This is a genomic window from Allobosea sp. 2KB_26 (assembly GCF_052115715.1).
Lineage (GTDB): Bacteria > Pseudomonadota > Alphaproteobacteria > Rhizobiales > Beijerinckiaceae > Allobosea.
Genome location: NZ_JBFRHE010000001.1, coordinates 1,651,412 through 1,664,495, shown reverse-complemented (window position 1 = coordinate 1,664,495; position 13,084 = coordinate 1,651,412). Strand labels below are relative to the sequence as shown.

The 13,084-nt window shown below is 63.9% G+C and carries 14 protein-coding genes; 11 read left to right on the top strand and 3 right to left on the bottom strand.

Features of this window, described 5'->3' with window-relative positions:
* Together AB4099_RS08070 and AB4099_RS08065 are read right to left on the bottom strand one after the other, a co-directional pair.
* A complete protein-coding gene (locus tag AB4099_RS08070) occupies positions 1 to 369 on the bottom strand; it encodes a YciI family protein (protein WP_441477627.1) in 369 nt (122 codons plus the stop codon).
* 155 nt (positions 370 to 524) lie between these two features.
* A complete protein-coding gene (locus AB4099_RS08065) occupies positions 525 to 1,409 on the bottom strand; it encodes a LysR family transcriptional regulator (RefSeq protein WP_441477626.1) in 885 nt (294 codons plus the stop codon).
* 100 nt (positions 1,410 to 1,509) lie between these two features.
* Between AB4099_RS08065 and AB4099_RS08060 the strand changes: the two genes are divergently transcribed.
* Together AB4099_RS08060 and AB4099_RS08055 are read left to right on the top strand one after the other, a co-directional pair.
* A complete protein-coding gene (locus tag AB4099_RS08060; protein ID WP_441477625.1) occupies positions 1,510 to 2,109 on the top strand; it encodes a GNAT family N-acetyltransferase in 600 nt (199 codons plus the stop codon).
* The gene (locus AB4099_RS08055) at positions 2,106 to 3,278 is read left to right on the top strand and encodes an MFS transporter (protein WP_441477624.1); all 1,173 of its coding nucleotides are present in this window, start codon (positions 2,106 to 2,108) and stop codon (positions 3,276 to 3,278) included. The genes AB4099_RS08060 and AB4099_RS08055 overlap by 4 nt, the downstream gene beginning before the upstream one ends.
* Positions 3,279 to 3,308: 30 nt before the next feature.
* On the opposite strand, the gene AB4099_RS08050 is transcribed toward AB4099_RS08055, so the two are convergent.
* Entirely contained in the window at positions 3,309 to 3,971 is a 663-nt protein-coding gene (locus AB4099_RS08050) for a GntR family transcriptional regulator (RefSeq protein WP_441477623.1), read from the bottom strand.
* A 161-nt stretch (positions 3,972 to 4,132) separates the two neighbouring features.
* Between AB4099_RS08050 and gabT the strand changes: the two genes are divergently transcribed.
* The 9 genes from gabT (at position 4,133) to AB4099_RS08005 (ending at position 13,071) form a co-directional block, all read left to right on the top strand.
* On the top strand, positions 4,133 to 5,488 hold the full coding sequence (gabT, locus tag AB4099_RS08045) for a 4-aminobutyrate--2-oxoglutarate transaminase (protein ID WP_441477622.1): 1,356 nt from the start codon (positions 4,133 to 4,135) through the stop codon (positions 5,486 to 5,488).
* A 7-nt stretch (positions 5,489 to 5,495) separates the two neighbouring features.
* A complete protein-coding gene (locus AB4099_RS08040; RefSeq protein ID WP_441477621.1) occupies positions 5,496 to 6,473 on the top strand; it encodes an aminopeptidase in 978 nt (325 codons plus the stop codon).
* Complete coding sequence (locus AB4099_RS08035; RefSeq protein WP_441477620.1) at positions 6,473 to 7,246, top strand: enoyl-CoA hydratase/isomerase family protein; 774 nt, start codon at positions 6,473 to 6,475, stop codon at positions 7,244 to 7,246. Before AB4099_RS08040 ends, AB4099_RS08035 begins: the two co-directional genes overlap by 1 nt.
* Before the next feature lie 25 nt (positions 7,247 to 7,271).
* Positions 7,272 to 8,471: a CaiB/BaiF CoA transferase family protein gene (locus tag AB4099_RS08030; protein WP_441477619.1), complete on the top strand. Its 1,200-nt coding sequence runs from the start codon at positions 7,272 to 7,274 to the stop codon at positions 8,469 to 8,471.
* 73 nt (positions 8,472 to 8,544) lie between these two features.
* Positions 8,545 to 9,783, top strand: coding sequence for an ABC transporter substrate-binding protein (locus tag AB4099_RS08025; protein WP_441477618.1), 1,239 nt, complete (start codon positions 8,545 to 8,547; stop codon positions 9,781 to 9,783).
* A 13-nt stretch (positions 9,784 to 9,796) separates the two neighbouring features.
* Positions 9,797 to 10,672 carry a branched-chain amino acid ABC transporter permease gene (locus AB4099_RS08020; RefSeq protein ID WP_441477617.1) on the top strand — a complete coding sequence of 292 codons (876 nt, stop codon included), beginning with the start codon at positions 9,797 to 9,799 and terminating at the stop codon, positions 10,670 to 10,672.
* Positions 10,673 to 10,676: 4 nt separating this feature from the next.
* Positions 10,677 to 11,570: a branched-chain amino acid ABC transporter permease gene (locus AB4099_RS08015; protein ID WP_441477616.1), complete on the top strand. Its 894-nt coding sequence runs from the start codon at positions 10,677 to 10,679 to the stop codon at positions 11,568 to 11,570.
* Positions 11,570 to 12,331: an ABC transporter ATP-binding protein gene (locus AB4099_RS08010; RefSeq protein WP_441477615.1), complete on the top strand. Its 762-nt coding sequence runs from the start codon at positions 11,570 to 11,572 to the stop codon at positions 12,329 to 12,331. The genes AB4099_RS08015 and AB4099_RS08010 overlap by 1 nt, the downstream gene beginning before the upstream one ends.
* On the top strand, positions 12,328 to 13,071 hold the full coding sequence (locus AB4099_RS08005) for an ABC transporter ATP-binding protein (protein WP_113518086.1): 744 nt from the start codon (positions 12,328 to 12,330) through the stop codon (positions 13,069 to 13,071). The genes AB4099_RS08010 and AB4099_RS08005 overlap by 4 nt, the downstream gene beginning before the upstream one ends.
* The last annotated feature ends 13 nt before the right edge of the window (positions 13,072 to 13,084 follow it).

The window sequence follows — 13,084 nt, the reverse complement described above, 5'->3', positions numbered from 1 at the left end:
CTAGCTGGCCCCGGCCAAGCCCGCGTCGGGAACGAGGGTCATCACCGGTCGGACCTCGTAGTTGGCGGTGGGGTTCGCACGACCGAGATCGCGAGCCACGGCGAGCGCCTCCTCAAGATCGGCAACCTCGATCACATAGATGCCGAGCAGCTGTTCCTTAGTCTCGGCAAAGGGACCGTCGGTGACGAGTGTCCCGCTCTTGCGAACGCTCGTCGCGGTATTGGTGGGCATCAGCCGAACCACCGGCCTGAACGTCCCTCCCCATTTGTCGTGTACGGCAATCAGCTGATCGACGACGGCGGCTTCCTCCTCGCGCGACCAAGCGGCCGTGATATCCTCGTCGTGGTAGCACAGCACGGTGTAGAGCATCTGCAGACCTCCCTTCGGTTCAAGGACGAAGCTCGAGCCCCTGTACCGACATTCGCCGCCGGAATTTTGCCGGGTGGCCTGCCACCTGAAAAGGTCGCGCCTGCGACGATCCCGCAATGTCCCGAAAGGTGCTGGCGAGACCCTGTCGAGTCCGTTCAGACGGACAGCTTGCCCAGCGCGCGGATCGTTTCCATGAGCCCCCTGTGCAGCTTCTTGTCGCGGCGGACGACGATTGCGAGGGTGCGCTTGAGGGGCGGGGTCAGGCTTCGGACTGCGACCCCTGTTGGAGCCCGGTGGCCAGCGACGGCCATGCCCGGCAGGACGGCACAGCCCAACCCTGCCCCGACGAGTTCCTTGATCGCCTCGACACTCCCCAGCGACATGATGGGCCGGAGCGTCACCCCCGCCTGAGAGAGCCACGCATCGGCAATGCTGCGCGTCCTCCCGCCCGGCTCGAACAGAATCACGGGCCGTCCGGCGAGCCACGCGGGGTCGACCTTGGCGGGGAGCGGCATGTCCTGCGGGGCGATGAGCACGAACTCGTCGTCGAGCACCGGGGTCACGTCCAGCATGCGGCCTGCCGCAGGCAACGTCACCAATGCGACATCGATCTCGTTCTCCTCGATGGCCTTGAGAAAATCGGTCGTGTTGCCGGTGGTGACCGTGATCTCGAGCGTCGGGAATTTCCGACGGAGCTCCTTCAGCACCGGTGGCAGCAGATAGATACAGGCCGTTGCGCCTGTCCCGAGCCTGACACGTCCCATCGCGCCCTTGCCATGCCGTGCCATGGCTTCCGTCGCGCTGCCGACGAGGCGGCCGATCTGGTGCGCATAGCCCAGGAGTTCGTCGCCTGCCGGGGTCGTCTGGCATTTGCGGCCGATCCGTTCGATCAGCGTCACTCCCAGACGTCGCTCCAGCTGGCGCAACTGCAAGCTGACTGCGGGCTGCGAGAGCCCTCGGCGTTCGGCTGCGGCCGTGAAGCTGCCCAGCTCCACGACGTCGACGAAGGCCTGCAGCTGGTCAAGACTGAGATTGGACACCCAAAGAATATCTCATGCTCGGCATAATCAGGCAAATCTTCCTTAATGCCGGGGGGAGGCGTAGCGAAGGTGCCAGGACCCATCTTCGAAGAGCGAAACAATGCCCAGTCTGGCGGAATGCCCATCGCGGCCATCGGCCATCTCATCGTCCAGGGTCGCGATCCGCGCGGCGCAAGAGCGCGACCTCGAGACCATCCAGGAGATTTATGCGCACCATGTTCTGCATGGGCTCGCCAGCTTCGAGACCGTCGCGCCTTCGCTTGAGGAGTTGGCGGCCAGGCGCGCTGCCGTCCTCGATCTCGGCCTGCCCTTCCTAGTGGCGGAAATCGACGCAGCGGTCGTCGGCTACTGCTATGCGACGTGCTACCGGCCCCGGCCCGCCTATCGATATACGGTGGAGGATTCCGTCTATGTCGCGCCGGGAATGGCAGGGCGCGGCATCGGGAGCCGGCTCCTGTCCGCCCTCATCGACCACTGTGAGAGGGGTCCCTGGCGCCAAATGGTGGCCGTCGTTGGAAATAGCGATAATCGCGGCTCGATCGCCTTGCACGGCAGGCTCGGCTTCGAACCGGTCGGCACGTTTCGGGCGATCGGCTTCAAACTGGGAGGGTGGCTGGACACGGTGCTGATGCAAAGGGCGTTGGGCCAGGGAGCCCACACGCCGCCAGATGACGGTTCGTATCCATCGGCCCGGACATGATGCGCCGTTGGGCGGTCTTCAATCTCGGTCTCACGCAGCTCATCTCGTGGGGGGTGACGTATTACCTGATCGGGGCATTCGGGAACCTGATCGTCGCGGACACCGGCTGGTCGCGGGAGGCGGTCTACGGAGGGTATTCGCTTGCCCTCCTGGTCATGGGGCTGAGCTCTGCGCCGATCGGCGCACTGATCGATCGAAGGGGCGGGCGCTCCGTCATGATCGGCGGAGCGTGGCTCAATGCGCTCGGCTGCCTCCTGCTCGCGCTGGGAGGCAATCTCGCGCTCTACTTCACGGCTTGGTTCATGCTCGGTCTGGGCATGCGCATGTCGCTCTATGACGCTGCCTTCGCCACCCTGGCGCGATTGCTGGGCAGTGACGCGCGCCGCCCGATATCCCAGATCACGCTTCTGGGAGGCTTGGCCTCGACGGTCTTCTGGCCGATCGGCAGTGCTCTTGCGGAAACCCTGGGCTGGCGGGGAGCCGTGTTCGCCTATGCTGCGATTTCTCTGCTGGCGATCCCGCTGCTGACGACATTGCCAGTCGCCTCGCGGCCGATCATGCCGTCCTCCCGGTCCAGCACCGGCCGCATCGAAACCCCGCGTCGGAAGGTCTGGGCAGCAGGCCTGTTTGCCTTGGTCGTGACGCTGGCGAACTTCCTGAATTCGGGGATGTCGGCGCATATGATTGCGATGATGGTCGGCCTCGGGTTGAGCGCGTCGACTGCAATCATGGCCGCGAGCTTCCGTGGGGTCGGCCAGTCGGCGGCGCGCCTCTGCGAGGTCCTGTTCGGAGCCCGTGTCGATCCCATTGCTCTCAACCTCTTTGCCACGGTTGTCCTGCTCGTCAGTTTCGTCGCTGGCTTCCTGGCGATGTCGACATGGCAGGCTGCGCTCGTCTTCGCTTTCATGTACGGCGCCGGCAACGGCTTGCTGACGATCACGCGGGGAACGGTGCCGCTCATCCTGTTCGATCCGGCGAGCTATGGACGCTTCGTCGGGACACTCGTGGCCCCGAGCTTCCTGCTATCGGCCACGGCGCCGATCGCCTACGCGGCCACGATCACGCGCTATGGCGAGGCGGGTGCGCTCCTGCTGTCGGCCGCGGTCGCGACCGTCGGGGCTTTCGCGGCGCTCGCCCTGTTTGTTCTCAGCCAGGTGCGAGCACCCTGACCGAGACGGAGCCTTGCCGCTGACGTTTCGCTAAAGGACGTAATCCTTGTAGCGCTCGATGTACTCGCGCGCGCTTCTATTGAGCTCTCTGATGCGCATCTCGGCGTCGTCGGCGTCGCCTCGGATGATCGCCGCCAGCACGGCCCGATACTGAAGTATGCCGGCCTGGGCGCGGCCGGGAAGGAGCGCCACTCGACGGATCGTGACACGGGTGCGGTCGTAGATGCGCTCGATCAGATCGGTGAGCACGGGGTTGCGGGCGGCCTGGGTGATCCGGGCGCGAAACGTTTCGATCGCCTCGACATGACGGTCAATGTCGCCTGCCTTCAGACTCTCCTCGAAGGATGGGCCGAACAATTCGCTGATATCATCCCAGTCGCTGGGTTTGGAGTTCAACGTCGCCAGTCTGACTGCCAGGCCGTCCAGCGCCTCGCGGACTTCATAGAGGCGATAGGTGGTTTCCATATCCACCGCGGCGACGATCGCGCCCTTGTTGGGTTCGCGGGTGATCAGGCTGCGATCTTCCAGTGTCGCAAGGATCTCCCGCGCCTTTGCCCGGGGCAGATCGTAGGCCTGGGCCAGATCCTCCTCGGGAATCCGCGTGCCCGGGCTGATGGCCCGCGAGGAAATCTTCTTGCGCATGTCGGCGATGGCGCCTTCGACAGTCGCCGCCTTTCTCTTCGGCCTTGGCATTATTCAACCCCATGCTGTGTGTGCTCTCCGAATAGAGCGGGACGGCGGATAGATCAATCTCTTCGACAAAAGATTGTACAATCAATTGCAATCTAGTTGACACAAAATAATGTACGCGCTTAAGTCCACCCATGGCGATTGGGCGCCGGGGAGGAAGCCGTATGGGGCTGAAGCAAGAAGTGGCCGTTCCCGGCCCTCAGTGCGTATCGTTGCTCGACAGACGGAACGCCGCTGTGGCGCGCGGTGTCGCGAATGGCCCGCCGGTCTTCGCTTCACACGCCTCCGGCGCGAAGCTGACGGATGTCGACGGCAATGCGTTCCTGGATTTCGCGGGCGGAATTGGCACGCTGAACGTCGGGCACGCGCATCCGGACGTGGTGCAGGCCGTGAAGGCGCAGGCCGACCAGTTTCTGCACACCTGCTTCAATATCGTGATGTATCCCGGCTATGTCGATCTGGCCGAGAAGCTCATCGAGCTCGTTCCCGGTTCATGGCCGAAGAAGGTCATGCTGCAGACGACCGGCGCGGAGGCGGTCGAGAACGCCATCAAGGTGGCGCGCAGCGCGACTGGGCGCCAGGCTGTCATTGCGTTCGAAGGTGCCTTCCATGGCCGTACCTTCATGGCTCTGTCGCTCACCGCGAAGGCGCCGGCCTATAAGAGCGGGTTCGGGCCCATGGCGTCGGAGATCTACCGCGCGCCGTTCCCGGTTCTCTATCGCTCCGGCCATGAAAGCGAAGAGGCCTGCAGCGCGGCTGCCTTCGCCGAGTTTGCTCGGCTGGTTGAAATGGAGGTCTCTCCCGACGCCGTCGCAGCGGTGATCATCGAGCCGCTTCAGGGCGAGGGCGGCTTTCACGCCGCGCCTGCGCCCTTCCTGAGGCAGCTTCGCGATTACTGTACGCAGCACGGCATCGTGCTCATTGCCGACGAGATCCAGTCCGGCTTCTGCCGGACGGGCGAGTGGTTCGCGACACAGCATGCCGGCATCGAGGCCGATCTTTACACGCTCGCCAAATCGATGGGCGGAGGGCTGCCGATCGCTGCACTGGTCGGGCGCGCCGAACTGATGGATGCGCCGCGTGTCGGCGGTCTGGGTGGGACCTATGGCGGCAATCCGCTCTCCTGCGCCGCCGCCCTGGCCACGATCGCGGTGATGGAACGGGATGATTACCAGGAGAAGGCCCGGCGCATCGGTGCGGTTGTCGAGGATCGATTCTCCGGCTGGGCGCAGCAATACGCGATCGTCGGCGATGCGCGTGGCCTTGGGGCGATGCGCGCCATCGAGATCGTACGGGATCGCAAATCTCACGCGCCGGCCGGCGATCTGGCGGCTCAGATCGTCGAAGAGTGCTATCGCAACGGCCTGATCCTGGTGAAGGCCGGCTTCCACGGCAACGTCATTCGTTTCCTTGGGCCGCTCTCGCTGGAGGCGGAGGAGCTGGAGCGCGGCCTCGACATTCTCGGCGATGCGGTCGCCGCTGCGGACCGGCGTGCCAGCCCAACGGCAATGAGCGCCTGAGATCGACATGAACACGCTTCTCAAGCTCAAGAATGCGCGCAAGGTCGTGAAGCTGCTCGGCAATGCCGGGCCAGACAGCCAGGTTCTGGTCCTCTACGACCTCTTCACCGACCATAATGTCGAAGCGCTGGCGATCGCCCTCTCCGAGGTGGGAGCCGGCGTGCATCTCATGCAGATCGAGGGCTCGTCACGACACGGGCGGCAGCTGTCCGAGATCACCGCGCAAGCCATGAAGGCTTCGGATCTCGTCATCGGACTGACCCGCGCCAACATCGCTCATACACAGGCGCGTCAGGAGGCGACGCGCGCCGGTGTCGGCGTCATCGTTCTGCCCGAGTCGCATCAAGGCGAATTCTTCCTGGCAGAAGGCTGGGAGGCGGATTTCGTGGGCTTGCGGCCGCAGATCGAATGCCTGGCCGATGCCTTCACCCAGGCCAGCACCGCCCGCGTCACCAGTCCCGACGGAACGGACGTGACCATGAGCATCGCCGGGCGACGTGGGCGGGCGCTCCACGGTTTCGCCAACACGATCGACATCTCCGCGGGCTACTGTCTCGAGGCCAGCCTCGCGCCAGTGGAGGGGACAGCGGAGGGCGTCATTGTCGTCAATGCCAGCATTCCAGGCGTGAGCCTCATCCATGACGAGCCGGTCCGGATCCACATGGAGAAGGGCATGGCGGTCGCGATCGAAGGCGGAGCCGAGGCCCGCATGTTCAGCGACCTCCTGAAGAGCTTCAACGATCCGTTGGTCTATAACCTTGGTGAACTCGGCGTCGGCATGAATCCGAACTGCGTTCTCGACGGCACCATGCTGTCCGATGAGAGCGTTTACGGCTCGATCCAGCTTGCCCTCGGCACCAGCGCCTATATCGGCGGCACAGTGAAGGCCGCCGCCCACTACGACACCATCCTCACTGACGCCACGCTCGAACTGGACGGGCGTGCTGTCCTTCGCGGCAGCGACCTGTTGCTGGAGTACGTGTGATGGGTATCGAGGTTTCGCGCGACGGGACAGGCGTGGTGACGGTCCTGCTCAACCGTCCCGAAAAGCGCAACGCCTTCACCATGGAGATGTACCAGGCGTTCGGCGCGGCCTTCTCCGAGCTTGAGAATGATGACGCGGTCCGCTGCGTCGTCGTCAGGGGCGCCGGCGGCCATTTTTGCGCCGGGAGTGACATTGGCGGCTTCGGCGATGATCGCGACGGGCGTCAGCAAGCCCGCGACTATGCCGACTTCACGCTCGCGATGACGGACCGCCTCAAGAACCTGCGTCACCCGACCGTCGCCTGCATCGAAGGCGCGTGTGTCGGGGGCGGCCTGGAGATCGCCTCGATGTGCGACATCCGGATCGCGGCGCGCTCGGCCCGGTTCGGAGTGCCGATCAACCGCATCGGCATCACGCTGGACTACCGGGAGCTTGAGGACATCGTCGCCGTCATCGGCCATTCCGCGGCGCTCGAAATCCTGCTCGAGGGGCGCATCTTCGGAGCCGAGGAGGCTCTGTCGAAAGGGCTTGTGACCCGCCTAGCCGATGATGATGCCGTCTCCGCCGAGGCCTATGGCGCTGCAGAGCGGATCGCTGGCACAGCGCCTCTGGTCAATCGCTGGCACAAGAAATTCATCCAGCGCCTGCGGCGGGGCGGGACGCTGACGCCGGAGGAAAGTGACGAAGCCTATGCGTGCTTCGACACCGAGGACTACCGGCTGGGCCGAGCGGCGTTCGGACAGAAGATCAAGCCGATTTTTGTCGGCCGCTGACAAAACGATGACAGGTCAAATTCCGATGAGCAGCCGTCCGTCGCCAATCTCCGGCATGAAGGTCCTCGATCTCTCGCAGATCATGGCGGGGCCTTACTGCACCATGGTCCTGGCTGATCTCGGCGCCGAGGTGATCAAGGTCGAGAAGCCTGTCACCGGCGACGATTCCCGCGAGATGGGCCCCTATGTGAACGGTGAGTCGACTTGTTTCGCGCAGATCAACCGGAACAAGGAGGGCATCTCCCTCAACCTGAAGGATCCGCAGGCGCGCGACATCCTTTACGACATGGTTCGCTGGGCCGATGTGGTGGTAGAGAACTACCGGGTCGGCGTGACGAAGTCCCTCGGGGTCGACTACGAGACGCTGAGCAAGATCAACCCGCGCCTGATCTATTGCTCGGTGTCCGGCTACGGCCAGACAGGGCCGTATTCCGGGAAGGGCGGCTTCGACCTGGTCGCCCAGGGCCTGACCGGCATCATGAGCATGACGGGCGAACCCGACGGCCGCCCCCTCAAATCCGGCATCGCAATCTATGATGTCGGCGCGGGTCTTACAGCCGCCTATTCGATCATCGCGGCCCATGTCCATCAGCTCAAGACCGGCGAGGGTCAGCATATCGACATCTCGCTCGCCGAGTGCGGTCTGCCCTGGTTCATCTGGGAGGCAGCCGCCTATTTCGCGGAGGGGACGGTGGCGAAGGCGACGGGCAGTCGCCACCGAGTTTCAGCGCCCTATCAGGCGCTGCGCACCGGCGACGGTTTCCTCATCATCGGTGCGGCGAACCAGCGGACCTGGGAGAAACTCTGCCGCGATGTGATCAACCGTCCGGAACTGATCACTGACCCGCGATTTGTGACCAATATGGACCGGCTTGAGAACATCAAGGTGCTCGAGCCCTTGCTCGAAGAGGCTTTCGCCTCCGCCGATGCTGCGACCTGGATCGCGCGCTGCGAGGAGGCCAGTGTCCCATGTGGTCCGATCAACGACTTCGGACAGGCGATGAATGACCCGCACTACATCGCTCGCGGCATGATCGAGGAGATCGAGCATCCAAAGCTCGGTGCCATGCGGATGATCGGCATTCCGACGAAATTCTCGAAGACGCCAGGTGCGATCAGGAAGCCGGCGCCCCTGCTCGGGGAGGATACCGACAAGGTCCTGCGCCGGTTCGGCATTTCGGATGAGCAGATCGCGAGCCTGCGAGGCCGCGGCGCCGTTCAGTAGACCGTCACTCCGGGGCGGAAAGCCGCCTCCACCATCCAAGAATAACGGCAAAAGCCAACATAGGGGAACGATGATGAAACAGCCTTACAATCTGTCACGCCGCGCCTTTCTGGTCTCAGGGACCGCCGCCGCGGGCCTAGGGGCACTTCCAGGCCAGAGCTTCGCGCAGGGGGAACGAGTCTTTCGGCTCGGCGCGCTCAACTCGATCACCGGCATCGGTGGCCCCTACGGCCCCTACATGTTGGAAGCGATCAAGCTGGCGGTGGCCGAGGTCAACGCCGCAGGCGGTGCCGCGGGCCGCAAGTTCCAGCTCTTCGCCGAGGATGATCAGACGAAGCCCGAGGCGGCCGTCCTTGCGGTCAAGAAGCTCGTCGAGATCAACAAGGTCGAAGCGGTGGTAGGCATCTGGGCGTCCTCGGTGGGCCTGGCGACAATGCCGATCACCAACGACGCCGATCTGATCACGATGAACACCTGCGGTGCGCCGGAGATGCTCACGGAGAACAAGAAGGGCCTCGCCTGGATGTTCCAGGCTTCCAACGCGATCTTCGGGAATGCCTTCGCCGAGGTTGCGCGGCGCCGTGGCTTCAAGCGCCCCGCGGTCATGGCATTCAACAACTCGACCTTTGTCGGGCAAGCGAACTACTTCAAGAGCGCCTGGGAGGCCAATGGCGGCAAGGTCAGCGCCTTCGTCATCTACGAGCCCAATCAGAGCAGCTATCGCACCGAGCTTGCCCGTGTCCTTGCGTCGAAGCCGGACGTCATCTCGCTCAGCGCCTATCGTCCCGACGCCACCATCATCCTCAAGGAATGGTACCAGAGCGGCCAGGACTGCAAGTTCATCATGCCCGGCTGGACCGCCAACGAAGACCTCGTCAAGGCGCTCGGCAAGGAAGCGACCGAGGGGCTGATCTCGATCTCGAATGTCGCGGCCGAGCAGCATACCGCGTTCAAGCGTTTCGCCACCGAGTTCAAGACGATCACCAAGCGCGAGCCCGATATCTTTGCCGCGCAGTGCTACGACATGGTGATCACGCTGGCTCTCGCCCTCGAAGCAGCGGGAACCCAGGCGGATGTCGCCGCCATCAACGGGCAGATCCGCACGGTCACCGGGGCCGGAGGCACCAAGGTTAACTCCTTCGCCGAAGGTCGCGATCTCCTGCGCAAGGGGCAGAAGGTCGATTACGACGGCGCGTCCTCGCGTCTCGAGTTCGGCAAGCATGGCGAGACGGTGCCCGATTTCGGTGTGTTCGACATTCAGGACGGCAAGCTCGTCCTGAAAGAGACCATTCCCGGCCAGCTGCCGGCATAGGAAGGTCGCACCGATGGATTGGATCTCGATCGCTAACGCGGTCATCAACGGCGTCGTGATCGGGATGCTCCTGGCCTTGCCTGCGCTCGCGATCACGCTCGTGTTCGGCATTGCTCGCTTTCCCAATGCGGCCACCGGCGACTACATGACGTTGGGCGCCTACACGACCATCGCCTCCCAGATGTTTCTGGGAGGCTCGATCGTAATCGCCGTGCTCGGCGCGATGACGATGACCGCCGCCGTTTCGCTGTTGATGTATTTCTGGGTCTTCCGGGCGCTGGCGGAACGCTCGCATGTCGCCCGGCTGATTGCTTCCATCGGCGTGGCCTTTGCCGTTCGCAGCACGATCACCTTCTTCGCCGGGCAGGACCAGTATGTCGTGGACCTGCCACTGGTGCGGGCCTGGAATTTCAACGGAATCCGCATCCTGCCGACGGATCTCTACATCGTCGGCGCTGCACTGATCGCGCTCCTGCTGGTCTTTTGCGTCATGTATCTGACCCCAACGGGGCGTCGCATGAGAGCGATCGCGGATAGTCCGGAGCTGGCGGCCGCGAGTGGCATCCGTGCGCGCAGGGTAATGATCTTCCTCTGGGCCGTGGCCGGAGCATTCTGTGGTCTTGGCGGTGCACTGCTGGGCATCAAGGCCGTGGTGCTGCCCGAGCTCGGCTGGGAACTCCTGATGCCGATGTTTGCCGGCGTGATCCTCGGCGGGATCGGCAGCCCTGTGGGCGCGGTTCTGGGCATCGTGACGTTCAGCATCGCGCAGGAAGTCGCGAGTCTGTTCGTCGGCCCCGCCTACAAGGTCGTTCTCGCCTTCCTGATCCTTCTTTGCGTGCTGCTCCTGCGACCGCAGGGAATGTTCGGCCGTCCGATTGCAGCGAGGTGATGCCATGGAAGGCTATTTCATCGCGATCTCGATCAGTGTGCTGATCTATCTCCTGATGGCGAGCGGGCTGGCGCTTCAATACGGCTTCACCGGACTGGTGAATTTCGGCCATGTCGGATTCTTTGCGATCGGCTCTTACACCTCGGCCCTGCTTGCCCTGAAGGGGGTGCCGATCCCGGTCTCTCTGGCGGCAGCTACGGCGCTCGCCGCCCTTGCCGCCTACCCGTTGGGGATGATCTCGCTGCGGCTGGGCGGTGACTACCTCGCGATTGTCACACTGGGTTTCTCGGAAGCCGTCCGCATGACCTTGCAGACAGAGGAGTGGCTGACGCGCGGCATGCACGGGCTGCCTGGCATCCCCAGGCTCTTTGCCGGCTGGGTCGATCCAAGAATGATCGATTTCTGCATCTTCCTGCTTCTGCTTGCAGTCTGTGCGGTGGTCTTCCTTCTGATCCATCACATCATCCGGAGCCCGTTCGGTCGCGTGATCGAAGCCATCCGTGACAACGAAGTTGCGGTCAGGGCGCTGGGCAAGAACCCGGCCCAGTTCAAGACGCGGTCCCTGATGATCGGGGCCGGAATCGCGGGGCTCGCGGGCGGACTCCAGGCCCATTACCTGACCTTCATCAGCCCCGAGCAATACGTCCCGCTCATCACCTTCTACATCTGGATCGCCCTGGTCCTGGGCGGAGTCGGATCGTTGCGTGGCGTGGTCATTGGAACCGTCCTGCTTGTCGGCTTCCTCGAAGGGTCGCGTTTCCTGCGCGATGTCTTCACCGGTGTCTCGGAGGTCCAACTGGCGAGCGTCCGGATCTGGATCATCGGCATGGCCCTGATCTGCGTCGTGCTCTACCGCCCGCAAGGCCTGTTCGGAAAATCGTCGCGGAGGAGCAACTGATGGCGCTCCTTTCCATCACCGATATCACGGCTCGCTTCGGCGGCTTTCGTGCCCTCGACTATGTTTCGCTCGAGGTCGGCGAAGGCGAACTGGTCGGGTTGATCGGAACGAATGGTGCGGGAAAGAGCACCCTGTTCTCCGTCGCCACCGGCTATATCCCGGCGGGGTCTGGCAGCGTGGTTTTCCAGGGCGAGAACATCACCGAGGTTCCGGTCCATCAGCGGGTCCGGCGCGGTCTCGCCCGCACATTCCAGGTTCCGCGCGAATTCAGCCACATGACGGTGTTCGACAACCTGATGGTGGCGGCGCGGGATCAGCGTGGCGAGAAGCTCGGCGCCCTGGTCTTCGCGCGCGGCGCGATCCGGCAGGAGGAAGAGCGACTGGCCGAGCGCGTGCGGGAGGTGATGGCCTTCCTCAACCTCGCGCGCGTCTCGGACGAACTCGCGGGCAAGCTCTCGGGCGGCCAGAAGAAGCTGCTTGAGATCGGCCGGCTGCTGATGCTCGAACCCAAATGCATCCTCCTCGACGAGCCCTTCGCCGGAGTGAACCCGGTTCTGATCGAGCAGCTCTGCGACCGGATCGTCGAGTTGAACCGGCGCGGTATCGCTGTCCTGATCATCGAGCACAATCTCGCCGAGCTCGCGCGCATCGTACCCCGACTCTACGCGATGGATCGTGGCCGGGTCATTGCCAGTGGCACGCCTGACGCGGTTCTCGCCGATCCGGGCGTGCGTGAAGCCTATATGGGAGGGGTGATATGAGCCTTCTGCAAATCGCCAAACTGTCAGGCGGTTATGGCGACGTCGATATCATCACCGGTATCGACATGCATGTCGGCGCCAAGGAAATCGTCACGATCGCTGGCACCAACGGCGCCGGCAAGTCGACCCTCATCAAGGCGGCGATGGGCATCCTGCCGCGCATCGCCGGCACGATGGTGTTCGACGGCATCGATCTGATGAAGCTGCAGATCGAAGACCGCGTCCGCATCGGCATTTCCTACGTGCCGCAGGTCCGGAACGTCTTTGGCACCCTGACCGTGCTGGAGAACCTGCAGGTCGTGGAACACGCGCCTGGCAAGAGCGCGCGGATCCGCGACATGTTCGATCTCTTCCCCGCTCTGGCGGGGCGGCGCGGCACCTATGCGGAAAACCTCTCCGGCGGCGAGCGTCAGCAACTCGCCTTTGCGCGGGCCCTGATGTCCTCGCCGCGCCTGATCCTGCTCGACGAACCGTCCGCGGCGCTGTCGCCGGCGCTGACCGACCAGGTCTTCGAGGAGGTCAAGCGGCTGCCGCAGGCCGATGTCGCGGTGCTGATGGTCGAGCAACGGGCGCGCCAGGCGCTCGCCTTCAGCGACCGCGGATACATCCTCGATGCGGGGCGCATCGTCTTGTCCGACACAGGAGCAAGCCTGCTCGCCAACGAGGAAATGGGCGACGTCTATATCGGACGCGGCCAATCCCAGGCGGCAATGCCCCACGCACCCTCCACGCACGTCTAGAAACGGGACAGGC